Consider the following 25,544-nt stretch of genomic DNA (forward strand, 5'->3'; position numbering starts at 1 on the left):
GGGGGCATGTCCGAACTGCGCATGGTCGAACTCTCCGCTGCGACGATCGTCGCCGTGAACAACCTGTCGCTCAAGCCCGGACAGGAGCAGTTCCTCGCTCCGGTGTCCTACGGGATCGCGGCCACCGTCATCAACCCCCAGACCTCCTGGCAACGCGTCGTGCTCGACGGCGACCAGGTCGTGGGCTTCGTCAGTGCGAACTTCGACGACGACGCGCCCGAGGAGCACTTCCGCTCCGTGCTCTGGCGCATCAACGTCGACGCCGAGGGCCAGGGTCGCGGTGTCGGCCGCTTCGCCGTCGAGAGCCTCCTCGAGGAGGCACGCGTGCGCGGCATGGACCATGTCAACGTCATCTACGAGGCAGGCGACGACGGCCCCGAGGCCTTCTTCCTGCGCGTCGGCTTCACGCCGGTCGGCGAGACCGAGTACTCCGAAGTCATCGCACAGATCCGAGTCGCCTCCTAGACCGGCGGCGGGGTCTCGAATCCCCTCCCCCATCGAGGCTCCGTCGCCCTCTCCGCGCCGTATTGCGGGAGCGCTCCCATCGGTAGCCGACTGATTTGTTGCCAGAAACCACAAAAGGCTTGCGTTCACCCGCAGCCGGTGTCTATCATCGCTGGAGAGGCGCAAGCGAAGCGCTTCGACGATTCACTGAAGCGACGATGGAGTCACGATGACGACGATCCACGAGGTGGCAGCGGCCGCCGGCGTATCGATCAGCACCGTGTCCTACGCGCTCAGCGGCAAGCGCCCGGTCTCGGAGAAGACGCGACGCCGCATCGAAGACGCCGCCCTCGCACTCGGCTACCAGCCCGACGCCGGCGCACGGATGCTCGCGGGCCGACGCACCAACATCTTCGCCCTCACCGAACCGCTGCGCGCCGACACCCACGCGCCGACGCACATGGCCTTCGTGCTCGCCACGGCCGTGGCAGCGCGGCGTCGCGGCTACGACATCCTGCTCCTGACGGACGAGCAGACCTCGGAGGGCATGAACCGGGTGGCGGCGAGCAACCTCGTCGACGCGATCCTGGTTCTGGACGTCGCTCCCGACGATGAGCGCGTCGACATCGCCCGCGCGGTGCGCACCCCCGCGGTCTTCATCGGCCTCCCCGACGATCAGCGCGATCTCACGTGCGTCGACCTCGACTTCGAGGCTGCGGGGCACCTGGCCGTCGATCGCCTGGCGGACGCGGGCTACGACCGCGTGCTGCTGCTCGGCCAGACCGAGGTCTCGTACCGCAAGTCGAACTTCCCGCGCCGCCTTCTCCGCGGAGTGCAGGAACGCAGCGACTCCCGCGGCGTCGCCCTGACGTGGGCGGCGACCGGAGCGCTCGCCAGCGACGTGGGCGCCGTGCGTGCGTCCACCGAGGCCGCGCTGGACGACGGCATCCGCGCCTTCATCGTGCACGCCGTGAACGATGTGCACGAGACCCTGCTCGAGGTCCTCCAGGAACGCGGACACCGGGTCGGCATCGACGTCGCCATCGTCTCGGCCGCCGCCTCCTTCGACACCGCGCTCCTTCCGGTCGCCGTCGACACGATTCCGCTCGTCCCGCAGGACTCCTGCGAGCTCGCCGTCGAGATCGCCGTACAGAGACTCGAGGATCCGCGGCTTCCCCCGCGCATCCACCTCATCCCGCCCACCTACCGCGCCGTCGGCTCGGTGCCGCCTGCGCGGGAGTGACAGTCGGAGCCGGCCGCGCTCACGCATCGCCGTTGTCGAAACGCTTCGACGATGGCGCTCACCACAACTGAACATCCCGACCCAGTGAAGTGTCCGGCCCATGTGGCCACCGAGAAAGGAGTGCCGACGATGGCACGGAACATCCGCAGGACGAAGACCTTGGCCATGCTGGCCGCCCTCACCGCGACAGGAGTGGTCCTGAGCGGCTGCACCGCCGGCGGCGACGGCGACAGCGGCGGCGGCGACACCCTCAAGCTCTGGCACTACGAGGGTGCGGACAGCGCGATGGGCAAGGCCTGGGCAGAAGCCATCAAGATCTTCGAAGAGGAGACCGGCGCCACGGTCGAGTTCGAGGAGAAGTCGTTCGAGCAGATCCAGAAGACGGCCAGCCAGGTGCTCGACACCGACGCTGCTCCCGATCTGATGGAGTTCAACAAGGGCAATGCCACGGCCGGATTCCTGGCCTCCACCGGACTCATCAGCGACATCTCGGATGCCGTCGACGAGTACGGCTGGGATGACAAGCTCGCGCCGTCGCTGCAGACGACCGCGAAGTACACCGAGGACGGCGTCATGGGCGGCGACACCTGGTTCGGCATCCCGAACTACGGCGAGTTCGTCGGCGTGTACTACAACAAGGACGCCTTCACCGCAGCCGGACTCGAGATCCCCACCACCTACGACGAGTTCGTCGACGTGCTCGACGCCTTCGTCGCGCAGGGCGTCACCCCGCTCGCCGAGGCCGGAGCCGAATACCCGCTCGGGCAGCTCTGGTACCAGCTCGCCCTGCTCGAAGGCGACCGCGGCTTCGTGGACGACTACCAGCTCTACAAGAACCCGGTCGATTGGCAGGGGCCGGAGATCACCTCCGCGACCGAGACGCTGAAGGAGTACGTCGACAAGGGCTACATCGCCTCGGACGTGTCGTCGGTCAAGGCCGAGGACGCCGGCGTCTCGTTCATCAACGGCACCTCGCCGATCTTCGTGTCGGGATCCTGGTGGTTCGGACGCTTCGTCTCGGAGGCGACCGGCTTCGACTGGACCATGACCGCCTTCCCCGGCGCCGACCTCTCGCTCGGATCGTCCGGCAACCTCTGGGTCGTGCCGGAGAACGCGGCGAACAAGGACCTCGCCTACCAGTTCATCGACATCACGATGCGTGCGGAGATCCAGGCGATCATCGGCAACAACGGCGGACTCCCCGTCGCGGCCGACGCCGCGGACATCACCGACGAGAAGAGCGCCGAGCTCATCGCCACGTTCAACGGCGTCCTCGACGCCGACGGCCTCTCGTTCTACCCGGACTGGCCCGCCCCCGGCTTCTACGACGTGATCGTGCAGGAGCTGCAGGGACTGGTCACCGGCGTGCAGGACGTCGAGACCACCAACGCCAACCTCGGCGAACAGTACGACGAAGGCACCGCGGACTTCCGCTGATCCACACGCGCGGGGCGGCGGCCACGACGGCGCCGCCCCGCATCCTCCTGGAGTTGAACATGTCTCTCGCCACCCGCCAGCGCCGCACGGCGCTCCCCCCGGAAGAACCGTCGATCCCGCAGCGCCGCGGAGGGACTGGCGGCTACTGGCTGTACCTGCTCCCCGGCTTCGTCCTGCTGCTGATCATCGTCATCGTGCCGCTCGTCTGGAACGTGTACCTCACCTTCACCAAGTGGAAGGGCGTGCGCACCCCCGAGTTCATCGGCCTCGAGAACTGGCAGAAGATCCTCACCGACAGCGACTTCTGGACCTCGTTCACGAACTCGGTGTGGATGATCCTGGCGATGGTCGTGGTCCCCACGATCGTCGGACTCATCGTCGCCGCGCTCCTCTTCGACGTCGTCGGACGCAAGTTCGGCGGCAAGGTCGGCAGCTTCCTCCGCGCGACCTATTACCTCCCGCAGATCCTCCCGATCGCCGTCGCCGGCATCGTGATCGGATGGATCGTGCGCCCCGGCGGCGACGGCGCGCTCAACCAGATCCTCGGCGCGTTCGGCATCCCGGCGTACGACTGGCTGGGCCAGATGCCGTCCGCATTGATCGTGCTGATGCTCGTCATGGTGTGGGTGCAGCTGGGCTATCCGGTCGTCGTCTTCATGGCGGCGCTCCAGCGGGTCGACCCCGAACTCTACGAAGCGGCCGAGCTCGACGGCGCCAACTGGCTCCAGCGATTCACCGCCATCACGATGAGCATCATCCGCCCCGAGATCTTCGTGGTCACCCTGACCTGCACGATCGCCGCACTGAAGGTGTTCGGCCCGGTCTACATCATCACCCGCGGCGGTCCCGCCGGCGCCACCCTGGTGCCCGCGTACTACGCCTACCAGGAGTTCTTCACGAAGCGGAACGTCGGCTACGGCGCGACCATCGCCACCGTGCTCACGATCGTCGTGGTCATCGTGTCGATCATCTTCATCCGCGTGCAGAACTCCCTCGAACGCAAGGAAAGGGCGGGTCTGTGATGCACGCCACCACCGCCATCGTGACCGGAAAGCCGGCCAAGGCCCGTCCCCGCGGGGGCATGACCAAGAAGCGTCCCGTCGACTGGCTGCTCCTGGCGCTCGTGATCGTCGGCGCCATCCTGGTGATCGCGCCCTTCTACCTCGTGCTCGTGAACTCCTTCAAGTCCCCCGTCGACTACGCGACCTCCGGGCCGCTCGCACTCCCCGAGACACTCGACTTCGGCGGCATCATCAAGTTCTGGGAGCGCGTCAACTTCCCCGAGAAGGTCTGGAACTCGATCTTCATCTCCGGGATCGTCGCGGTGCTCGCCGTCGTCATCTCGATGCTCAACGCCTTCGCGATCGGCATCGGACGCGTCCGTGGCCGCTCCTGGATCGTGCTGCTCTTCCTGCTCGCCAACCTGCTGCCGCAGGAGGCGCTGCTCTACCCGCTGTACTACATGTTCAAATCCGTCGGGCTGTACGACAACGTGTGGGCGGTGATCATCGTGTTCACGGTGATCCAGGCGGCGTTCGGCACCTACCTGCTCTCCTCGGTGTACGGCACCTTCCCCAAGGAGATCCTCGAGGCGGCATCGCTCGACGGAGCGAGCCGGTGGCAGATCCTGTGGCGCGTGGTCTTCCCGATCAGCCGCCCGACGCTGTCGGTGCTGCTCATCTTCTTCTTCATCTGGACCTGGAACGAGTTCCTGATCCCGCTGACGTTCCTCGCCTCGAACGCGAACCAGACCGTCCCCGTGGCGATCAGCGTTCTCCAGGGCGACCGGCTGATGGACGTCACGACCACCAGCGCTTCCGCGCTGCTGGGCATCATCCCCACCCTCATCTTCTTCCTCATCTTCCAGCGCACGCTCACGCGTGGCATCACGGCAGGAGCAGTCAAGTAATGAAGTTCACCGACGGGTTCTGGCAGCTGCGTCCCGGCGTCACGGCGCTGTATGCGCAGGAGGCCTACGACATCGCCGAGACCACGGACACCCCCGACGGTCCCGGTATCGTCATCACCGCCCCCACGCTGGCGATCGCCAAGCGCGGAGACGTGCTCAACCGTCCCGTGTTGACGACCACACTCTCCTCCCCCGCCGAAGGCGTCATCCGGGTGCGCATCGCCCATCACACCGGCGGGCGCTGGCACGGCGGGTTCACGCTTCCCGGCGCCGGTGCACGTACCGCGGCGGTCTCCGTCTCGGCGGGAGGCGGAGTGCTGGATGCCGGAAGTCTCGTCGCGAAGGTCGTCCCCGGAGCTCCCTGGGATCTCTCCTTCGAGGTCGACGGTCGACGTGTCACCGGCAGCGGCAGCAAGGCGCAGGGATTCGTCCAGCTCACCCCGGACGCGCAGGTCGACCCCGGCATCGTCAGCAATGCGCGACAGGGCGGCGGGACACCCGCCGCTTCCACCTTCGTGCACGAGCAGCTCGACCTCGGCGTGGGTGAGCTGATCTACGGACTCGGCGAGCGCTTCGGCCCGCTGGTCAAGAACGGCCAGTCCGTGGAGGTGTGGAACGCCGACGGCGGCACCTCGTCCGAGCAGGCGTACAAGAACGTGCCCTTCCATCTGTCCAATCGCGGCTATGGCGTGCTGGTCAACGACGCGGGGCATGTCTCGTACGAGATCGGTTCCGAGGCCGTCGAGCGCGTGCAGTTCTCGGTGTCGGGCGAGCAGCTCGAGTACTTCGTGATCGCGGGCCCCTCGCCGAAGGAGGTGCTCGGGCGGTACACCGCCCTCACCGGGCGGCCGCCCGTCGTTCCCGCCTGGTCGTACGGGCTGTGGCTGTCGACGAGCTTCACCACCGACTACGACGAGCAGACCGTGAACTCCTTCATCGACGAGATGGCGGCGCGAGAGCTGCCGGTGTCGGTGTTCCACTTCGACTGCTTCTGGATGCGCGAGTTCAACTGGTGCGACTTCGAGTGGGATCCGCGGGTCTTCCCCGATCCCGACGGGATGCTGTCGCGCCTGCACGAGAAGGACCTGCGGGTCTGCGTCTGGATCAACCCGTACATCGCGCAGCGCTCCCCGCTGTTCCGGGAGGCCGCGGATCAGGGCTTCCTGGTGCGTCGCGCTGACGGCTCGGTGTGGCAGTGGGACCTGTGGCAGGCCGGCATGGGCCTGGTCGACTTCACGAACCCGGAGGCGACCGCCTGGTACCAGGGACACCTGCGGCGCCTCGTCGCCCAGGGCGTGGACTGCTTCAAGACGGACTTCGGCGAACGCATCCCCACCGATGTCGTCTGGGCGGACGGCGCGGATCCCGAGCGCATGCACAACCGCTACACCGACCTGTACAACCGGGCCGTGTTCGACGTGCTCACGGACGCGCGTGGTGAAGGCGAGGCCGTGCTGTTCGCGCGGTCGGCGACCGCCGGCGGACAGAGCATGCCGGTGCACTGGGGCGGTGACTCGACCTCGACCTACACCTCGATGGCCGAGACCCTGCGCGGCGGGCTCTCGCTCGCCCTGAGCGGCTTCGCCTTCTGGAGTCACGACATCGGCGGCTTCGAGGGCACTCCGGATGCCGGCGTCTTCAAGCGCTGGACCGCGTTCGGGCTGCTCGGCTCGCACTCCCGTTTCCACGGTTCGAGCTCGTACCGCGTGCCGTGGGCCTTCGACGACGAGGCCGTCGAGGTCACCCGACGCTTCACACACCTGAAGATGCGGCTGATGCCGTACCTGTACCAGCACGGACTCGACGCCGCGCGCACCGGCGTGCCGCTGATGCGGCCGATGGCGCTCGAGTTCCCCGACGATCCCGCAGCCGGGTATCTGGATCGGCAGTACATGCTCGGCTCGAGCCTTCTCGTGGCCCCGGTGTTCTCCGCCGACGGCACGGTGGAGTTCTATCTCCCCGCCGGCGAATGGACCTCGTTGCTGACCGGCGAACGAGTGGCCGGCGGCGGGTGGCGACGCGAGACGCACGGCTTCGACTCCCTTCCGCTGTACGTGCGCCCCGGCACCGTCCTGCCGTGGGGCTCCCGTGTGGACGGCCCGGAGTACGACTACCATGACGGACTGCAGCTGCGTGTCTTCGCGGGTGGCACGGGAACCGCCTCGGTGACCGTGACCGATCCCTCAGGTCGCGCCGAGACGTACACCGTCGATCTGGAGGAGATCACCGAATGACCACGCCGCTCATCCCGCGCGACGACTACCGAGGCTCAGGCCTCGTGTTCCCCGAGGGCTTCACCTTCGGCTCCGCGACCGCCTCGTATCAGATCGAGGGAGCGGCGGCCGAGGACGGCCGCACACCATCGATCTGGGACACGTTCAGCAGGACACCGGGCAAGGTCTGGAACGGCGACACCGGTGACGTGGCGTGCGACCACTACCACCGCGTGGACGAGGACCTCGATCTGATGTCGGACCTCGGTCTGCAGGCCTACCGCTTCTCGATCGCCTGGCCTCGCATCGTCCCCACCGCCTCGGGCGAGGTGAACCAGGCGGGGATCGACTTCTACTCACGCCTGGTCGACGGACTGCTCGCACGCGGCATCCGCCCTGTGGCGACGCTGTACCACTGGGACCTCCCCCAGTACCTCGAGGATGCCGGTGGCTGGACGTCTCGCGCCACCACCGACGCGTTCGAGCGCTACGCCGAGATCATGGGCAGCGCCCTCGGCGACCGCGTGCACACCTGGACGACGCTCAACGAGCCCTGGTGCTCCGCCTACCTCGGCTACGGCCAGGGCGGCCACGCGCCGGGGCGACACGAGCCGGCATCCGCGCTCGCGGCGGTGCACCATCTGAACCTCGCGCACGGGCGCGCGGTGCAGGCGTTGCGGGCGACCTCGGCCGGGGATCCCGACTATTCCGTGACCCTGAACTTCCACGTGCTGCGCGGGAAGGGTGAGGGATCGGCTGAGGCCGTGCGCCGCATCGACGCCCTCGCGAACCGTGCGTTCACCGGCCCGATGCTCCGCGGCGAGTACCCCGCCGACCTCCTCGCCGACACCGCGGAGGTCACCGACTGGGGCTTCGTGGAAGACGGCGACCTCGCCACGATCAACCAGCCGATCGACGTGCTGGGCGTGAACTACTACTCCACCGCGACCGTGCAGCTGTGGGACGGCGTCTCGGAGCAGCAGCAGAACGACGGGCACAAGGGCACCACCGGTGGCACCGCCTGGCCGGGCAGCGACCGGATCGTGGAGTTCGTCGAGCAGCCGGGACCGTACACGGCGATGGGCTGGAACATCGCGCCGGAGGGTCTGGAAGAGCTGCTGGTGTCGCTGTCGGAGCAGTTCCCCGCGCAGCCGCTCATGGTCACCGAGAACGGCGCCGCATTCGACGACGAGGTCGCCGAGGACGGCTCGGTGCCCGACCCCGCGCGCACGGACTACCTCCGGCGCCACTTCACGGCGGCGCACCGGGCGCTCGAGCGCGGAGTCGACCTGCGCGGCTACTTCGTCTGGTCGCTGCTCGACAACTTCGAGTGGGGCTACGGCTACGCCAAGCGCTTCGGCATCGTGCGCGTGGACTTCGACTCGCTCGAACGCACGGTCAAGGATTCGGGCCATTGGTACCGCGAGCTCGTACGCACCCGGACGGTGGGCGCCTGACGCGGGATCAGCCGTCGTCGCGTGGCGGGCGCGGGGGCTTGCGTCCCCGCGTCGTCCACGCGGTGAAGGCCGAGGCGGCGGCCTCGGCCGCGCGGTCGATGGCCTCGGCGGAGCGGCTGATCGCGTCCTGCGCCGCGTCCTGCCAGGCCGGGGCGGCCGAACGCTCCCCCGCGGCGACGCGGGCCGCGTGCTCGGCGATCTCGAACGCCCGCGCGAGATGTGCGACACCGTCACGATACGCCGCGAACTCCGCCGGGGTCGGTCGATCGCCGGCCTCCCGGCGCAGATCGGTCGCACGACCAGCCGCCCGCAGATAGGCGGCCGTCGCGGGCTGCTTCACGTCGGTCATGGCGGGGTAGGCGATCTGGCGCGCCGGGTCGGTCTCGTACTGCATCCACTGCACCACGATGGCATCGTGCTCCGCCCGCAGGCGGTCGAGCGGTCGCGGTGCGGATTTCGCCGGAATGGCCGCTCGCGCCGCCTGCAGCCGCGCCTGTCGGGCTTTGATGTCAGCCGCGGCGGCCTTCACGTCGCGCTCGCTGTCGCGCAGCATCCGCTTCGCGCTGGCGACCTGTTCCGGCGACGCGCGGCGCGCGGCGCGCTCGGCCGATACGTGTGCGACGTCGGCCCTGGCGACTTTCACCGCCGCGCGCTTCTCGACGATCGCGATCTGCGCGGCCTTCAGGTCGTGGCGGGCCGCATCGACCGCGAGGCGTCGACCGCTCGAGCGGGAACGACGGCGGACGCCGATCGCCCCCGCGGTGACCCCGCCGGCCGCGACGGGCGCGATCCACCACCACTCGGCGACGAGCATCAACGGGTCCATCCTTCGATGCTACCCAGCCCGTGGATCTCACACGGCCGGCGGTGTGAGCCTCCCGTCGCAGAAAAGGTCACTCCCCGGGAGGAGAGCGACCTTCTCTGCGACCGGAAGACCCTAGACCAGCGTCTCCTGCCAGGCCGCATGCAGCTGCGCGAACTTGCCGGTGCCGCCGATCAGCGCGGCAGGGGTGTCATCCTCGATGATCTCGCCATGCTCCATCACCAGGACCCGGTCGGCGATCGCGACCGTCGACAGACGGTGCGCGATGATGATCGCGGTGCGGTCCTTCAGCAGCGTCTGCAGTGCGTCCTGGATCAATCGCTCGGACGGGATGTCGAGCGATGCCGTGGCCTCGTCGAGGATCAGCACGGCGGGGTCGGCCAGGAAGGCCCGGGCGAAGGAGATCAGTTGACGCTGACCCGCCGACACCCTGCCACCGCGCTTGTTCACGTCGGTGCCGTAGCCGTCGGGCAGCGACGAGATGAACTCGTCGGCGCCGACCGCGCGGGCGGCTGCCCTGATCTCATCGAGCGTCGCGTCGGGCTTGCCGAGTGCGATGTTGTCCGCGACGGTGCCGCTGAACAGGTAGGCCTCCTGTGTCACCATGACGATGGCGCGGCGCAGATCCTTCGGGTGCAGGGAGCGCAGGTCGATGCCGTCGAGCGTCACGCGACCCAGCGAGGGGTCGTAGAACCGCGAGATGAGCTTCGCCAGAGTGGACTTGCCCGCACCGGTCGTGCCGACCAGCGCGATCGTCTGCCCCGCCGGGATGTCGAGCGAGAAGTTCGGGAGGATCGTCTTCTCGCCGTTGTAGCCGAAGGTCACCTCGTCGAACTCGATGTGCCCGCGGGACTCCCACAGGTCGACCGGCTTCTCGGGATCCGGAACCGTCGGCACCTCTTCGAGCACTCCCGACACCTTCTCCAGCGCCGCGGTGGCGGACTGGTAGGAGTTCAGGAACATCGCGATCTCCTGCATGGGCGCGAAGAAGTTGCGCACGTAGAGCACGGCCGACAGCAGCACACCGACCGTGAGCGCTCCCTCGGAGACCCGGATGCCGCCCCACAGCACGACGATGCCGAGCACGAGCGCGGCCACGCCCATGAGTCCGGGCTCGAACGTACCGAACAGCAGCATCGAGCGGCGGTTGACGTCGCGGTAGTCCCCCGCGACCTCCTGGAACGCCTTGTCGTTGCGCGGTTCCTTGCGGAACGCCTTCACGGCGCGGATTCCGGTCATGGTCTCCACGAACTGCACGATCACCTTGGCGCTGATCACGCGCGACTCGCGGTACACGAGCTGCGAGCGCGAGTAGAACCAGCGCATCAGGAAGAACAGCGGCACGCCGCCGATCGCGAGGATCAGGCCGGACTGCCAGTCCCAGAAGCACAGGGCGATGAACGTGAAGAGTCCGAAGAGCACACCGGAGACGAGCTCGTTCAGGCCGCCGTCGAGGAGCTCCTTGATCGAGTCCAGGTCACTGGTCTGCCGCGAGATGATGCGACCGGACGTGTAGGACTCGTGGAACTCCAGGCTCAGGCGCTGGGTGTGCAGGAAGATCCGCTTGCGCAGGTCGAGCAGCACCGCCTGCGTGAGCTTGGCGGCGATGATGACGTACCAGGCGATCAGCACGGCCGCGAAGACACCCGCGAGCAGGTAGATGCCGCCGATCATGAAGGTCGGCATCCAGTCGGCGTCGTTCAGCACGGCCGGCAATGCGCGGTCGAGCCCCATGCTGATGAGGATCGGGCCGGCCACCTGCAGTGCGGTCGAGATGACGAGCACCGCGGCGGCGAGGACGATCCGCGGCTTCAAGGGGCTGACCAGGGAGCCGAGCAGTCGGAGGGACCGACGACGGATCGCCGTGCTCTCCTCGCGGGTGTACCGCGAGCGGTCCTCATCCTGTGTTCCGGTGATGGCGGAGCTCATCGCTGCACCTCCTTGTCCTCTTCAACGGCGGTTGCTGAGCCTGTCGAAGCATCGTCGGCAGCCTGCATCCCGAGGCCCTCGCGGACCTCTTCGTCGATCTCGGCCTGTTCATCACGGATCACCGGGATCGCCCCGGTGCGCGCGGCCTCCTCCGCCTCCAGGCTGGAGATGACGTGGCGGTAGTGCCGGCTCGTCTTCAACAGCTCCGAGTGGGTGCCCACCGCGGTGATCCTGCCCGCCTCGAGCAGCGCGACGCGGTCCGCGAGTGCGACCGTCGAGGGGCGGTGCGCCACGATCATGGCCGTGGTGTCGGCGAGCACATGGCGCAGCGCCTCCTCCACGAGCGCCTCGGTGTCGACGTCGAGCGCCGACAAGGGGTCGTCCAGCACGAGGACCTTCGGGTTCGCGGCCACCGCGCGGGCGAGGGCGAGTCGCTGACGCTGACCGCCCGAGAGGCTGAGCCCCTCCTCGCCGATCACCGTCTCCACGCCGTCGGGCAGCGAGTCCACGAATGAGGCCTGGGCCACCTGCAGCGCTTCCCGCAGCACACGCTCGCCCTCTTCGCTGTGCACGTCGAGCTCGGCGCGGCCGAGCAGCACGTTCTCCCGGACGGTCGCCGAGAACAGCGTCGCGTCCTCGAACGCCATCGCGATGTGCTGACGGAGTCCCGCGAGCGGAAGATCGCGCACATCGACGCCGTCGAGCGTGACCGTGCCGCCCGTCACGTCGTACAGACGCGTGGGCAGCGTGGTGAGGGTGGTCTTGCCGCTGCCGGTGAGACCGACCAGCGCCATGGTCTCGCCCGGACGCAGCACGAGGTCGATGCCGTCGAGCAGATCGCGCTCGTGCGCACCCGCGTCCTGGTAACGGAAATGCGCGTTCACGAACGCGAGCTCTCCGCGCGGGTTCGTGATGTGCACGGGGTTCTCCGGGTCGGTGATGGTGTTCGTCTCGGAGAAGATGTCGAACACGCGGTCGGTGGCCGTGCGGGCGTCGAGCATGAACGAGAACAGGAAGCCGATCGACTCGATGGGCCAGCGCAGCACGACGGCCATCGCGAAGAACGCGAACAGCTGCGCCTCGTCGATCTGCCCCTGCGAGATCAGCCAGATGCCGGACATCAGGCTCAGACCGAACGCGATCTGCGGCATGAGGTCGAGCCAGAACCAGATCGACGCGATCGCGCTGGCCTTGCTCATCTCGGTCTCGCGCAGGGTCTCAGCCTGGCGGCTGAAACGGCTGAGCGCGTGCTTGCCCCGGCCGAACGCCTTCAGCACGCGGATGCCGTGCACGCTCTCCTCGACGCTGGTCGCGAGGTCGCCGGCCTGATCCTGGCTGCGCCGGGTCAGCGCGCCGTAGCGCTTCTCGAACAGGTAGCCGCGGATCCACAGCGGGATCGCCGTCACCAGGAAGATCGTGCCGAGCAGCCAGTGCCACCGGAACAGCAGCACCGATCCGATGATGATGGTGAGGATGTTCACCACGAGCAGCACGAGCCCGAACGCGAGCCACCGGCGGATCAGACCGATGTCCTGCATCATGCGGCTGAGCAGCTGGCCGGAACCCCACCGGTCGTGGAACGACACCGGCAGGGTCTGCAGACGCGAGTAGAGCTCGGTGCGCATCTTGTACTCGACCTCGGTGGCCGGGTTGAGCACGAACTGGCGTCGCAGCCAGACCATGAGCGCCTCGCCGAGGGCGAGGGCGAAGACCGCCACGGCTCCCCAGATGATCGCGCTGATCTCACCGTCGCGGACGGGTCCGCTGATGATCTGCTCGAGCACGATCGGGATCATGAGGGCGATGATGGCCGCGATGAGGGCGCTGGCCGCACCCCCGGCGAGCCGCCAGATCACGGGCTTGACGAAGGGCTTCAGCCGCCACAGCGCGGCGGGGGTGGACAGGGAGGACGCGGTGTTCTGCGAAGAAGGCGAGGAAGACATGTCTCTCAGATGAGTTTCGTGCGGAGAAGCGGTTCAGGAAGGAGAGGCGGATGCGAGAGCGGACTCTGGAGGTCCGGCATCCGAGATGGCTGGCCCTGATCGGGCGCGATGCGGCTCTAACCGAGCGGACGCACCGGGGTCGAGCCGAGAGCTGCGATCTGCGTGACGAAGATCGTGGTCATGGTGTCCTCCTCAGGGGCTCGGCGATGTCGTCCGGTCGGCGCGACAGCCCACCAGCCTATTGCTGTGAACCAGCTGAGCGCAAGAGTCATTCCCGCCCGCGGGGAACCGCCCGGCTCACCGCGCGATCGACTCGCGCGCCAGCAGACTCTTCTTGACCGCGATCCCCCAGGCGAAGCCGCCGAGCGTGCCGTCCGTGCGCAGCACCCGGTGGCACGGCACGAACAGCGCCGGCGCATTGCGCGCGCAGATGGATGCCGCGGCGCGCACGGCCCGCGGGTTGTCGAGCCGCGCGGCGAAACCCGTGTAGGTCAGCGGGTCCCCCGGTGCGATGGCGCGGAGCTGCGACCAACCGGTGAGCTGGAGCACCGTGCCGGACTGCTTCACGGCCACGGCGTCGATCGCCGAGAGGTCACCGGCGTAGTAGGCGAGTGCGGCGTCCGCGGCCTCCGTCTCGCCCTCGCGGAACTCTTCGGGCCTGGCCGCGGCGGACAGCCGACCGAGGATCGCCTCGACGTCGGTGGTCCATCCGGACGAGAGCACGCGCTGACGATCGTCGGCGAGGATCGTGAAGGCACCGTCGGGGGTGTCGATGGTCTGGATGATGGCGGTCATGATGTCTCCTTCGAGGTCGTGTCTTCTGCACGCATCGCCGTGCGGACGGATGCCGTACGCCGGGCTGCCGGCTGACGCACCGGCGCGGCGCGCCAGAGGTGCGCGCTGAGGTAGCTGCGCCAGGGGGCCGTGCGCTCGGCCCATGCCGTGAGCGGGCGCGGCTCGCCGGGCAGTCCCGAGGCTGCGGCTCCCGCCCGCAGCGCCACGTCGCCGGGGAGCAGCACATCGGGATCGCCGAGCACGCGCATGCGCACGTAGTCGGCCGTCCAGGGTCCGATGCCGGGCATGGCCAGCAGCGCCTCGCGTTGCGCGGGACCATCGTCTCCCACGGTGAGCGTGAGCGACCCGTCGGCGAGCGCGGCAGCGGCTCCCGTGATGGCACGGATGCGGGCAGCGGGGCCGCGCAGCACCTCGGCGCCGTGTGCGGCGATCGCGCCCATGGTCGGGAACAGCAGCCCGTTCTCGGTGCGCTCCCCGAGCGCTTCGGTGAGCGCGGTGAGCGCCGTGCGCGCGGCGACGACGGTGATCTGCTGGCCGACCATCGCCCTGATGAGCATCTCGTGCGGGTCGGCGGAGCCGGGAACGCGGATGCCCGGGGTGCGCGCCACGAGCGGCGCGAGCTCGGGATGAGTCGAGAGGGCGTCATCGATCGCCAGCGGATCGGCGTCGAGGTCGAAGATCCGGCGCACGGTCGAGACGAGCGGTGCGAGATCTCCCAGACGGGCGACACGGGCACGCAGGTGGAGGCGGGCCGTGTCGTCCTCGCGCACCTCGAACCAGGCGGGGCCTCCGTCCATGCGCAGGTGCCGGGAGAACGAGTGCTCCGTCGCCTCCTCCACACCGGGCACGGCACGCGCCGTCATCCACGCGAAGATCCCGCTCGCGTCGAGCGGGCCGCGGGAGGGCAACACGAGGTCGATGGCACCGGGGGCAGCGGACGCCGGCATCCGCCGTCGTGACCGCAGCTCACCCGGGGTGAGGCCGAAGACCTCGCGGATCGTGTCGTTGCACTGTCGGATGCTCGCGAACCCCGCCGAGAAGGCGACGTCCGAGATGGGCATGTCCGTGCCGACCAGCAGCATCCGCGCGGTGTGCGCCCGGTGCGCCCGCGCGAGTGCCAGGGGCCCGGCGCCGAGCTCGGTGGTCAGGAGCCGCGTGAGGTGCCTGCTCGAGTAGCCGAGGCGCGCGGCAAGACCGGGCACGCCCTCGCGCTCCACCACGCCGGAGGAGATCAGGCGCATGGCGCGCGCCGCCGTGTCACCGCGGATGTCCCACGCCGGAGATCCGGGCGCGGCCTCGGGCAGGCAGCGCTTGCACGCCCGGTATCCCGCCTCGTGAGCGGCAGCGCTGGTCGGATAGAACGTGACGTTCTGCGGCTTCGGCGTGCGGGCGGGGCAGCTCGGACGGCAGTAGATCCCGGTCGAGCTCACGGCCGTCACGAACTGTCCATCGAAGCGCGTGTCACGTGCGCTGATGGCACGGTACCGCTCGTCGAAGTCGGTCACAGGAAGGCTCATGCCTCCACTCTGTCACGCACCGACGACACCTACTAGCGGAAATCGGACACCACGGTGGGCACCAGCAGATGACCAGAGATGTCAGCCGCGCAGATACACCGTGGCCGTCTCCGTGAAGAACTCCCTGGCCGCTGCCCCCTGCTCCTTCGGGCCCAGCGCGCTGGCCCCGCTGCCGCCGAACGGCACGTGCAAGTCGGCCCCTGCCGATGCGGAGTTGATGTGCACGACGCCGACCCGGATGTCCTCGATCGCGCTGAGCGCATCCGCGAGACCGGTCGTGAACACCGCCGTGGAGAGACCGTACTCGCTGTCGTTCACGAGGGCGATCCCGGCCTCCGTGCTCGCGACCCTGCGCACGCCGACCACGGGGCCGAAGAGCTCTTCGGTCCACAGTTCGCCCGGGGCGTCCTCCTGCAGTTCGAAGACGGACGGTGGGATGAAGTAGCCCTCGGCGAGCGCACCGGACGAGTACGGCTCCGGAGCGACGACCGCGGTCGCCGTGGTGCGGGCCCGGACGAGCGCGGCGGCGACCCGGTCGCGCGCGCCGGCGTCCACGACGGGTCCGACCTCGACGCCCTCGTCCTGCGCGTCGCCGACGACCATCTGCTCGGTGCGGATCGCGAGTCGCCGGAGGAACTCGTCGGCCACGGCCTCGTGCACGATGACCCTCGAGGTGGCCGTGCACTTCTGCCCGGCGGCGCGGAAGGCACCGATCGCGACCTGCTCGACGGCGACATCGAGATCGGCGTCCGCCAGCACGAGCGACGCGTTCTTCCCGCCCATCTCTCCCTGGAAGGGGATGCCGCGGGCGGCGAGCTGAGCGGCGATGATCCGGCCGACCTTCGTGGAACCGGTGAAGGTCACGGCGTCGACATCCGGGTGCGACACGATCGCCTCGCCGACGGCGGCTGTGCCGTTGACGAGGTTGAGCACCCCCTGGGGCAGACCCGCCTCCTGGAGGGCCTCCGCGAACCGCATCGCGAGCACGGGCACGAACGTGGCCGGCTTCCACACGACCGTGTTGCCCCAGACCAGTGCGGGCGCGAGCTTCCACGCCGGAATGGAGATCGGGAAGTTGAACGGGGTGATCGCCCCGATCACACCGACGGGCCGGCGGATGACGAGGATCCGCTCCCCCGGGCTCGGCGACTCGAACACCCCGCCGCTCTGCCGCTCGACCTCCTGCGCATGGAAGCGGAGGATGTTCGCGGAGTGGCCGGTCTCGGCGACGGCCTCGGCGATCGTCTTCCCCTCCTCGCGGGCGAGCTCGCGGCCCCATTCGTCCCGATGCGCGTCGATGATGTCGGCGGCACGGAGCAGGATCGCCGCTCGCGCACGAGCCGGGGTGCGGCGCCACCCGTCGAACGCCGCCCTGGCCGCGACGAAGGCGCGGTCGACATCGGCCTCCGATGCGCCGGGGCCTTCGGCGACGATGTCGCGCGGACGGCTCGGATTCACATCGACGAGAGCCTCGCCGGCGCCCTCGATCCACGTGCCGTCGATGAGATGGCGCAGAGCGATGACGGTCATGATGCTCCTTCGATGAGGGTGTTGCGGAACGCCGGGATGCCCGTGATGTGGGCGCCGAGCACGAGCGTGTGGATCTCGTCGGTCCCCTCGTAGGTGCGGACGGATTCCAGGTTCGCGGCGTGACGGAGCGGCGAGTAGTCGCCGGAGACGCCGTTGCCGCCGAGGATGGTGCGGGCCTCTCGCGCGATGGCGATCGCCGCGCGGGTGTTGCTGAGCTTGGCGACCGAGATCTGGTGCGGGGCGAGCGAGCCGGCGTCCTTGAGGCGCCCGAGCCGCAGCGCGAGCAGCTGCGCCTTCTCGATCTCGATCGCCATGTCGACGAGCTTCTGCTGCGTGAGCTGGAACGAGGCGATGGGCTGGTTGAACTGGATGCGTGTGAGCGAGTACGACAGGGCCGTCGCGTAGCTGTCTCGTGCGGCGCCGATGACGCCCCATCCGATGCCGTAGCGGGCTTCGTTCAGGCAGGAGAACGGGGCACGCAGTCCGCGCGCCTCCGGGAGCTGCGCCTCGGCGGGCAGTCGCACGTCGGTGAGCGTGATGTCGCACTGGATCGAGGCGCGCATCGACAGCTTCGGAGCGATCGGGGTCGCGACGAAGCCCTCGGAGTCCGTGGGCACGATGAAGCCCCGGATGCCGTCATCGGTCTGCGCCCAGATGATCGCGATCTGCGCGATCGAGGCGAGGCCGATCCAGCGCTTGGCCCCGTTGATCACCCACCCGTCGCCGTCTCGGCGCGCGAAGGTCGTCATGCTCGACGGGTCCGATCCGGAGTTCGGCTCGGTGAGCCCGAAGCAGCCGATGACCTCGCCACGCGCCATGCGCGGGAGCCACTCCTGCTTCTGCTCCTCGCTGCCGTGCTTGTGGATGGCGCTCATCGCGAGGGATCCCTGCACCGATACGAAGGTGCGCAGCCCCGAGTCGCCCGCTTCGAGCTCCATCGCCGCCAGCCCGTATTCCACCGCGCTGCGACCGGCGCAGCCGTATCCGTTCAGGTGCATCCCGAGCAGCCCGAGCTCGGCGAGCTCCGGCACGAGCTCGGTGGGGAAGATCGCGTCGTCGTACCAGCCGGCGATGTGCGGACGGATGCGCGCGTCGACGAAGCCCCGGACGCTGTCGCGCATCGCCCGCTCGTCCGCGGAGAGGAGCTCGTCGAAGTCGAGCAGGTCGGGAACAGGGGTCATGCGGCGGCCTCCTCGGCAGCGATGGAGCGGATGGATGCGGCGAGGATCTCGAGCCCCGCCTCGAGCACGGCGTCTTCGATGACCAGCGGAGGGAGCAGCCGGATGACGTTGCCGAAGGTGCCGCAGGTCAGCGTGATGACGCCTGCGGCGTGGCACGCCGATGCGATGCGCTGCGCGAGGTCGGCCCGCGGCGCGAGCGTTCCGGGGTCGGCGAACTCGATCGCCATCATCGCCCCGTGCCCGCGGACCTCGGCGACGATGTCGAGTTCGACGAGGAGGGGTTCGAGGTGGCGGCGGATGCTCCGCTCGATCCCCGCGACGCGCGGCAGCAGGTCCGGGTCCTCGAGCACCTCGAAGACGGCGAGGGCGGCCGCGCATGCCAGCGGGTTGCCCGCGTAGGTGCCCCCGAGGCCGCCCGCGTGCGCGGCATCCATGATGTCGGCGCGGCCGGTGACGGCACTCAAGGGCAGCCCCCCTCCGAGCGCTTTCGCGGTGAGAGTGATGTCGCCGGCGATGCCGTCGTGCTCGCTCGCGAACAGACGCCCCGTGCGGCCGAGACCGGTCTGGATCTCGTCGATGACGAGCACGATCCCGTGAGCGTCCGCGATGCGGCGCAGGCCTGCGAGGAAGCCCTCCGCCGGAACGACGAACCCGCCCTCGCCCTGGATCGGCTCGACGACGAGCGCCGCGAAGTGGTCCGCGCCGTGGTCGACGACGATGCGCTCGATCTCGGCGAGTGCCGCATCCGTCCCCGCACCGCGGAGCGGGTTCGCGTTCGGCCCACGGACGACATCGCCGGGGAACGGACCGAACGAGGTCTTGTACGGGTGCTCCTTGGCGGTCATCGCCATGGTCAGCAGCGACCGGCCGTGGTAGGCCTCGTCGATCACGAGGACCCCCGGCCGCCCGGAGTACGCGCGAGCGATCTTCACCGCGTTCTCGACAGCCTCCGCCCCGGTGCTGAACAGTCCGGTCTTCTTCTCGAAGTCTCCGGGCACGTGGTCGTTGAGCCACTCGGCGACACGGACGAACCCCTCGTACTCGGTCACCATGAAGCAGGTGTGGGTGAAGAGATCGAGTTGCGCGGCGACCTTCTGCCGCACGAGCGGGTTCGCCGCACCGACGCTGGTGACGGCGATGCCGGAGGCCAGGTCGATGAGGGTGTTGCCGTCGACGTCCTGAAGGGTCGAGGTTCCGGCGCTGGCGATGAACACGGGCAGCGTGACGCCGAATCCGGAGGCGACAGCAGCCTCGCGCTGCGCGTGGAGTTCGCGCGAGCGGGGACCGGGGATCTCGGTGAGCAGGTGAGGAACAGAGGTCATGAGGTCGACGCTAGGGCGAAGCGCGATCGCGCATGCGTACACTTCGCCCAGCCTTTGCGAGTTCGTTGTGCATCACGCACAATGAGGACATGGTGTCCCTCGGTGAGCTCGTCAGTCTGGCCGGCAGCTCGTTGCGCCCCCTCGCCCCGTTCGATGCCGCGCGAGGGATCAGCGGCGTCCATGTCTCGGAGCTCGAAGATCCGGGACGCTATCTCGACGGGGGCGAACTCCTGCTCACCACCGGCATCCCGCTGCGCGCCGCGGCGGCGGGCGCCTACGTCGACCGTCTCGCCGCCCAGGGCATCGGTGCGATCGGGATCGGCCTCGGAGAGGGCTGGGAACAGGCACCGCCCGCTCTGGTCGAACGGTGCCGATCCGCCGGTATCCCCGTGTTCGAAGTCCCTGACGGCGCACCCTTCCTCGATGTCTCGCGCGCGTTCTGGTCGATCGCCGGGCGCGGCGGTCAGGAGGAGGCGATCCGCACCGCGCACGCCCACACCCGACTGGTGCAGGCCGCGGGGGGACCCGACCCGGTCGCTGCCGTCGTCCGCGTGATGGCGCAGGCGATCGGCGGATGGGTGGCCTGGCTGCCGCTCGGTCGGAGCGCCGCACCGGCGCTGCTGCATCCGCGATCGTTGGAGGGGATGCTCCCGTCCGTGCGCGCTGATGTCGAGAGGTCGTTGCTGCGTTCCGGCGTCGAGGCGGCATCCTTCGTCTCGCACGGCTCGACGGTGGTCGCACACGCCGTCACGGACGGCGAGCGCACTCGCGGCGCACTCGCCCTCGGTGCGGGCAGACCGTTCGGCAGCTCCGACCGCCAGCTCGCACTCACGGCGACGGCGCTCCTGCGGCTCCTGACCGCCGGCGACACGGGCGGATCGACACCTCCCGCGGACTGGATCACCGCCCTCGCCCTCCGCGGCGAGGCGCCGGCGGCTCGTGCGCTGGCGGCCGTATCCGACGTGGACCTGCCGCTGCTCTTCCGCGTGGTGGCGAGCGGGCAGCCTGCCGCCGGGGGTATCGGACGCGGTGTCGAGCGCGACGGCGTGCATCTCACGCTGTGGCCCGCAGACTCCGACCCGGCCGCGGGCTCCGGGATCACGAGCGGCGAGGTCGGGCTGGAGGACGTCCCCGCGGCCGCTGCCCGCGTGGTCGCCCTGCACCGTACGTCCTCCGGAGGCGGGCTTCAGGTCGATCCGGACGCGCGCGCCCGGCGCTGGGCCGCCACGCTCGCGTCGTCCGATCCGGACCTGCATCGCACCGTCGTGGCGTACCTGCGCAACCGACAGCAGGCCGAACGCGCGGCCCGCGCGCTCGGCGTGCATCGGAACACCATCCGTCCGCGGATCCTGGCAGCCGAGAGGCTGCTGGATGTCTCGCTCGACGACCCTGATGTGGCCGCCGAGCTCTGGATCGCACTCCGCGATCTCCCGCTCTAGACGTCCGCGTCCAGCCAGGCGCGTACCGACTCGTCGTGCTCGCCGAGCAGAGGCGGCGCCGCCGAGGACACGGGGATGCCGGGCGTCCACGTCAGCGGCGACCGGATCTGCCGTGATCGGCGCCCATCGACCCCCACGGCCTCCCACACGGGATCGAGTCCGAGCCGCTCGGCCAGCGCGATGCCGTCACCGATCGAGTTCACGACACCCGCGGCGACCCCGATCCGATTCAGGCGATCCGCCCAGGCCGCGGCCGTGCCCTGCGCGAGTGCGGACTCCAGCTCCGCGACCAGGGCATCGCGATGCGCGACACGATCCGGATTCCGCAGGAAGCGGTCATCGGCGGCGAGTTCGGGTCGTCCGAGCTCGCGGGTCATCCGGGCGAACTGTGCGTCGTTCCCGCACGCCACCGCGATCGGCGCGTCCGCGCAGCGCAGCGACTCGTAGGGCGCGATCGAGGGGTGGCGGTTGCCGAGCCGGCCAGGCTCTGAGCCTGCTCCCAGATGCGCGGAGACCTGATTCACGAGTGCCGCCTGCAGACTCGACAGCAGGTTGACGTCGATCCGGGATCCCCGTCCCGTGCGGTCGCGACGACGCAGAGCGGCGAGGATGCCGATCACCGCGTCCTTGCCCGTGAGCACGTCGACGAGCGCGACGCCGGCCTTCATCGCATCGCCGTCGGTCTCGCCGGTGATGTGCATGAGACCGCCCACCGCCTGCGCGACGAAGTCGTACCCCGGCAGCGCGGCGCCGGCCTCGAGGCCGAAGCCGCTCACCGAGACGTACACCAGCCCGGGATTCGCAGCGGAGAGAGCATCCCAGTCGAACCCGAGCGTCGCGAACAGACCGGGCCGGAAGTTCTCGATCACGACATCGCTGCGGGCGATGAGCGCGTGCGCGCGTGCGACGTCGGCCGGATCCGTGAGATCCAGCGTCACCGACTCCTTGCCGCGGTTGGCGGACTCGAAGTAGGTCGTGATGCCGGACTCGGCGTAAGGCGGACCCCAGGCGCGGGTGTCATCCCCGCTTCCCGGTCGTTCGACCTTGATGACCCTGGCGCCGAGGTCGGCGAGGGTCATCGTCGCCAACGGCCCGGCGAGCACACGCGAGAAGTCCGCGACGATGATGCCGTCGAGCGGCGCGCTCACCGGCGCACCCGCAGCGCCCGCGCGGTGGATTCCCTGGCCACCACGGCGATCGGGAACTCCACGTCCGTGCCGGATGCCGCACGACCGTCGAGCAGATCGATGAGGAGTTCGGCGCAGGCGACCCCTGAGTCGCGAGGACGGAGGTCGATCGAGGTGATCGACGGCGTCAGGAACGGCAGCGAGGGGTGATCGACGCACGACACGACCGTGATGTCCTCGCCGATCGTGCGCCCCAGCCGTCCGAGCACGGCCACGACCTCGATCGCGCTGGAGTCCGGTCCGCAGATGATCACATCCGTCTCCGGGCGCGTCTGCAGCAGCCGCTCCGTCGCTTCGCGCACGGCGTGCCACGGCGCTTCGAACGAGATCGGCGCGATCACGGGGTCGAGGTCGCGCGCCGCGCAGCCTTCGCGATACCCGGCCACCAGCTGACGGGACCAGTCGGTCGCGTCCGGCGCCACCAGGAGCGCCGGATGACGGGCCTGGGTCACGTCGATCTCGTCGAAGAGCCGCAGCATGGCCGCTTCGTGCGACGACCAGATGACGCCGTCCGGCGTGCCGGCGATGTCATCCGGCAGATGCTCCTGCGTGACGATCGGGATGCCGGACGACATGAGCGCCGGCAGCGCAGCGTCGCCCGAGAGCGGGTCGCCGATGATGAGTCCGTCGGCGCGGATCGGCCGCGAGCGACCGGACGAGACGGACGGGCTGACGATGGTGACGTCGATGTCGTGCGCGGCGGCGCTGGTGACGATGCCGAACGTGAAGGCCATGTAGTACGACGACCGCGACACGACCTCGGGGAGCACGATGCCGATGGTGCCGATCGCGCCGCCTCTGAGGTGCCGCGCGGCCGTGTTCACGGAGTAGCCGAGGTCAGCGGCAGCGGCGAGAACCGCTTCACGAGTGGCGGAAGAGACGCGTCCGCCACCGCTGAGCGCATCGGACGCGGTGGTCTTGCCGACCCCGGCGCGCCGAGCGACATCGATCAATCGGGCACGCCGTGGCTCTTGCATGCGGCCGAGTCTAACCACACCGACCCAGTCGTAATCCACTCGAAACACATCGGGTCTTGCGCCGTAACATCCTTTTCGCATACTTTTGCCGGAACGTTCCGGCACGCAGACGTTCCGGCACCGACTTCCGACGGAGACTCCATGAACTGCAGCTGTTCCACGTCCGACCACGTCCAGCGCTCGCGCCGCCTCGGCGACGAATCCGGCGCGCCGTACGCGACGCTCTCCGCGGACGAGCTGCAGCGCGTCGCCGAGATCCTCCGTGCGAACGACGCGCTCGACGAGGCCCACCGCATCGCCTACATCGGACTCGACGAACCGGATCGCGCGGAGGTCGCTGCGGGGCGCAGTGTCCCCCGCCGGGCACGCGTCCAGCTTCTCGACGTCGACAGCGGCCGCGCCAGGGCGCTCTCGGTCGACCTCGCCAGCGGTACCCTCGCGAAGGACGTCGACATCGACCCCGACCTCGACGGTCAGGTGCCGCTCCTGCAGGAGGAGCACGGGATCATCCGCGAGCTCATCGGCGCCGACGAGCGCTGGGCGACCGCGCTGGCCGCACGCGGCATCGACGACCCGCGCACGGTCGCACTGGCAGGGCTCTCCGCCGGCCGCTTCCCGATCGAGGGAGAGCAGGGTCGCCGATTGGCCCGTGTTCTCGGCCACCACCAGCCGACACCCCAGACCATGCCGTGGGCGCATCCGATCGACGGGCTCGTCGCCTACGTGGACCTCGCCAGCCGCACCGTCGTCGATGTGATCGACACCGGCGTGATGCCGATCCCGCAGGAGACCGGCGACTACCACGTGCCCGGCACGTTCGGCCCCGAACGCACGACGCAGAAGCCCATCGTGATCCGGCAGCCCGAAGGCCCGAGCTTCTCGTTCGACGGCGACGTCATCTCCTGGGAGAAGTGGTCGCTGCGCGTCGGCTACGACATGCGGGAGGGCCTCATCCTGCACGGCATCGGCTTCGAGGACGACGGACGCGTGCGACCGATCGTGCACCGCGCCTCGATCGCCGAGATGCTGGTCCCCTACGGAGATCCGGGACCGGTGCGCTTCTGGCAGAACTACTTCGACACCGGGGAGTACCTGCTCGGCCGGCTGGTGAACTCGCTCGAGCTCGGCTGCGACTGCGTCGGCGACATCACCTATCTCGACGTGCCGATCGCGGATGCGCGGGGCAACGTGAAAGTCCTCCCGAACGCGATCTGCATCCACGAGGAGGACGCCGGCGTGCTGTGGAAGCACACCGAGCAGTTCACCGGCTCGAGCGACGTCCGGCGCCAGCGACGCCTGGTGATCTCGTTCTTCGTCACGGTCGGCAACTACGACTACGGGTTCTACTGGTACCTCTACCTCGACGGCAAGATCGAGTTCGAGGCCAAGGCCACGGGTCTCGTGTTCACCGCGGCCTACGACGAGCGCACCAGCCGCTTCGCCAGCGAGCTCGCCCCCGGCCTCGCCGCTCCGTACCACCAGCACCTGTTCTGCGCACGCCTCGACATGGCGGTCGACGACGGGCCCGCCGTGATCGACGAGGTCGATGTCGGAGCTCTCCCGGTCGACGACGACAACCTGCACGGCAGTGCGATCGGTTTCACGAAGACCCGTCTGCGCAGCGAGCAGGAGGGCCGGCGCAGAGCCAATGCGACGGTCGATCGCACATGGCGCGTCAGCAGCGCGACCGCGAAGAACCGCCTCGGCCGGCCGACCTCCTACGTCCTGACGCCGGAGGGCAAGCCGGTGCTCCTCGCGCAGCCCGATTCCGTGATCGCCTCGCGGGCCCGCTTCGCGACGTCCGATCTCTGGGTCACCGCGTACGACCCCGATGAACGCTATCCCGCGGGCGATGTGGTGAACCAGAGCGCCCCGGAGCAGGGTCTTCCCGCCTTCGTGGCCGACGACGCCTCACTCGACGGCGCCGATCTCGTGCTCTGGCACACGTTCGGTCTCACGCATTTCCCCCGCACGGAAGACTGGCCCATCATGCCCGTCGACACCTGCGGCTTCACCCTGAAACCCCACGACTTCTTCGACCGGAACCCGACCCTCGACGTTCCGGCCTCCCCCACCGCATGCGCCTGTGCTCACGAGGACACGGGCGCGGCACGCACCGAGCACCACCTGCATCACCTCTCTGTCCGCCCGTCGTCGCACCACGGCTGATCCGCCGTCGTCCGGCATCCCGAAGGGAA

19 protein-coding genes are annotated in these 25,544 nt (G+C 69.3%); 9 read left to right on the top strand and 10 right to left on the bottom strand.

Translation table 11 applies throughout. The features are described from left to right. The first annotated feature begins 6 nt into the window (after positions 1-6). The 7 genes from FB560_RS13285 to FB560_RS13315 all read left to right on the top strand — a co-directional run bounded on the left by FB560_RS13285 (position 7) and on the right by FB560_RS13315 (position 8,703). Complete coding sequence (locus FB560_RS13285; RefSeq protein ID WP_141872806.1) at positions 7-465, top strand: GNAT family N-acetyltransferase; 459 nt, start codon at positions 7-9, stop codon at positions 463-465. Between the two features lie 208 nt (positions 466-673). Continuing rightward, positions 674-1,687, top strand: coding sequence for a LacI family DNA-binding transcriptional regulator (locus FB560_RS13290; protein WP_141872807.1), 1,014 nt, complete (start codon positions 674-676; stop codon positions 1,685-1,687). A gap of 129 nt (positions 1,688-1,816) precedes the next feature. After that, complete coding sequence (locus FB560_RS13295; protein ID WP_141872808.1) at positions 1,817-3,124, top strand: ABC transporter substrate-binding protein; 1,308 nt, start codon at positions 1,817-1,819, stop codon at positions 3,122-3,124. A 59-nt stretch (positions 3,125-3,183) separates the two neighbouring features. Next, on the top strand, positions 3,184-4,146 hold the full coding sequence (locus FB560_RS13300) for a carbohydrate ABC transporter permease (protein ID WP_141872809.1): 963 nt from the start codon (positions 3,184-3,186) through the stop codon (positions 4,144-4,146). Beyond that, positions 4,146-5,033: a carbohydrate ABC transporter permease gene (locus FB560_RS13305; protein ID WP_141872810.1), complete on the top strand. Its 888-nt coding sequence runs from the start codon at positions 4,146-4,148 to the stop codon at positions 5,031-5,033. The genes FB560_RS13300 and FB560_RS13305 overlap by 1 nt, the downstream gene beginning before the upstream one ends. Next, positions 5,033-7,267: an alpha-xylosidase gene (yicI, locus tag FB560_RS13310; protein ID WP_141872811.1), complete on the top strand. Its 2,235-nt coding sequence runs from the start codon at positions 5,033-5,035 to the stop codon at positions 7,265-7,267. The genes FB560_RS13305 and yicI overlap by 1 nt, the downstream gene beginning before the upstream one ends. Beyond that, positions 7,264-8,703 (top strand): GH1 family beta-glucosidase, encoded by a 1,440-nt coding sequence (locus FB560_RS13315; protein ID WP_141872812.1) that lies wholly within the window; start codon positions 7,264-7,266, stop codon positions 8,701-8,703. The genes yicI and FB560_RS13315 overlap by 4 nt, the downstream gene beginning before the upstream one ends. A 7-nt stretch (positions 8,704-8,710) precedes the next feature. Here the strand turns inward: FB560_RS13315 and FB560_RS13320 are convergent, their stop codons facing one another. The 8 genes from FB560_RS13320 to gabT all read right to left on the bottom strand — a co-directional run bounded on the left by FB560_RS13320 (position 8,711) and on the right by gabT (position 19,743). Then, the gene (locus FB560_RS13320) at positions 8,711-9,529 is read right to left on the bottom strand and encodes a hypothetical protein (protein ID WP_141872813.1); all 819 of its coding nucleotides are present in this window, start codon (positions 9,527-9,529) and stop codon (positions 8,711-8,713) included. A 111-nt stretch (positions 9,530-9,640) separates the two neighbouring features. After that, positions 9,641-11,455, bottom strand: a complete 1,815-nt coding sequence (locus tag FB560_RS13325; protein ID WP_141872814.1) for an ABC transporter ATP-binding protein — start codon at positions 11,453-11,455, stop codon at positions 9,641-9,643. Next, complete coding sequence (locus tag FB560_RS13330; protein ID WP_141872815.1) at positions 11,452-13,398, bottom strand: ABC transporter ATP-binding protein; 1,947 nt, start codon at positions 13,396-13,398, stop codon at positions 11,452-11,454. The genes FB560_RS13325 and FB560_RS13330 overlap by 4 nt, the downstream gene beginning before the upstream one ends. 297 nt (positions 13,399-13,695) lie before the next feature. After that, positions 13,696-14,193 (bottom strand): methylated-DNA--[protein]-cysteine S-methyltransferase, encoded by a 498-nt coding sequence (locus FB560_RS13335; protein ID WP_141872816.1) that lies wholly within the window; start codon positions 14,191-14,193, stop codon positions 13,696-13,698. After that, complete coding sequence (locus tag FB560_RS13340) at positions 14,190-15,710, bottom strand: DNA-3-methyladenine glycosylase 2 family protein (RefSeq protein ID WP_141872817.1); 1,521 nt, start codon at positions 15,708-15,710, stop codon at positions 14,190-14,192. The genes FB560_RS13335 and FB560_RS13340 overlap by 4 nt, the downstream gene beginning before the upstream one ends. An 81-nt stretch (positions 15,711-15,791) precedes the next feature. Continuing rightward, on the bottom strand, positions 15,792-17,240 hold the full coding sequence (locus tag FB560_RS13345) for an aldehyde dehydrogenase family protein (RefSeq protein WP_141872818.1): 1,449 nt from the start codon (positions 17,238-17,240) through the stop codon (positions 15,792-15,794). Then, positions 17,237-18,421, bottom strand: coding sequence for an acyl-CoA dehydrogenase family protein (locus FB560_RS13350; protein ID WP_141872819.1), 1,185 nt, complete (start codon positions 18,419-18,421; stop codon positions 17,237-17,239). The genes FB560_RS13345 and FB560_RS13350 overlap by 4 nt, the downstream gene beginning before the upstream one ends. Continuing rightward, the gene (gene gabT / locus FB560_RS13355; RefSeq protein ID WP_141872820.1) at positions 18,418-19,743 is read right to left on the bottom strand and encodes a 4-aminobutyrate--2-oxoglutarate transaminase; all 1,326 of its coding nucleotides are present in this window, start codon (positions 19,741-19,743) and stop codon (positions 18,418-18,420) included. The genes FB560_RS13350 and gabT overlap by 4 nt, the downstream gene beginning before the upstream one ends. Positions 19,744-19,832: 89 nt before the next feature. Between gabT and FB560_RS13360 the strand changes: the two genes are divergently transcribed. Then, positions 19,833-21,182, top strand: coding sequence for a PucR family transcriptional regulator (locus FB560_RS13360; RefSeq protein WP_170198124.1), 1,350 nt, complete (start codon positions 19,833-19,835; stop codon positions 21,180-21,182). Here the strand turns inward: FB560_RS13360 and FB560_RS13365 are convergent. Then, positions 21,179-22,330, bottom strand: coding sequence for a CaiB/BaiF CoA transferase family protein (locus FB560_RS13365; protein WP_141872822.1), 1,152 nt, complete (start codon positions 22,328-22,330; stop codon positions 21,179-21,181). The genes FB560_RS13360 and FB560_RS13365 overlap by 4 nt on opposite strands. Next, positions 22,327-23,346 carry a LacI family DNA-binding transcriptional regulator gene (locus FB560_RS13370; protein ID WP_170198125.1) on the bottom strand — a complete coding sequence of 340 codons (1,020 nt, stop codon included), beginning with the start codon at positions 23,344-23,346 and terminating at the stop codon, positions 22,327-22,329. The genes FB560_RS13365 and FB560_RS13370 overlap by 4 nt, the downstream gene beginning before the upstream one ends. Before the next feature lie 141 nt (positions 23,347-23,487). On the opposite strand from FB560_RS13370, the gene FB560_RS13375 reads away from it, so the two are divergent. After that, entirely contained in the window at positions 23,488-25,515 is a 2,028-nt protein-coding gene (locus FB560_RS13375) for a primary-amine oxidase (protein ID WP_141872824.1), read from the top strand. The last annotated feature ends 29 nt before the right edge of the window (positions 25,516-25,544 follow it).

It is taken from the genome of Microbacterium saperdae, from assembly GCF_006716345.1.
Taxonomy (GTDB): domain Bacteria; phylum Actinomycetota; class Actinomycetes; order Actinomycetales; family Microbacteriaceae; genus Microbacterium; species Microbacterium saperdae.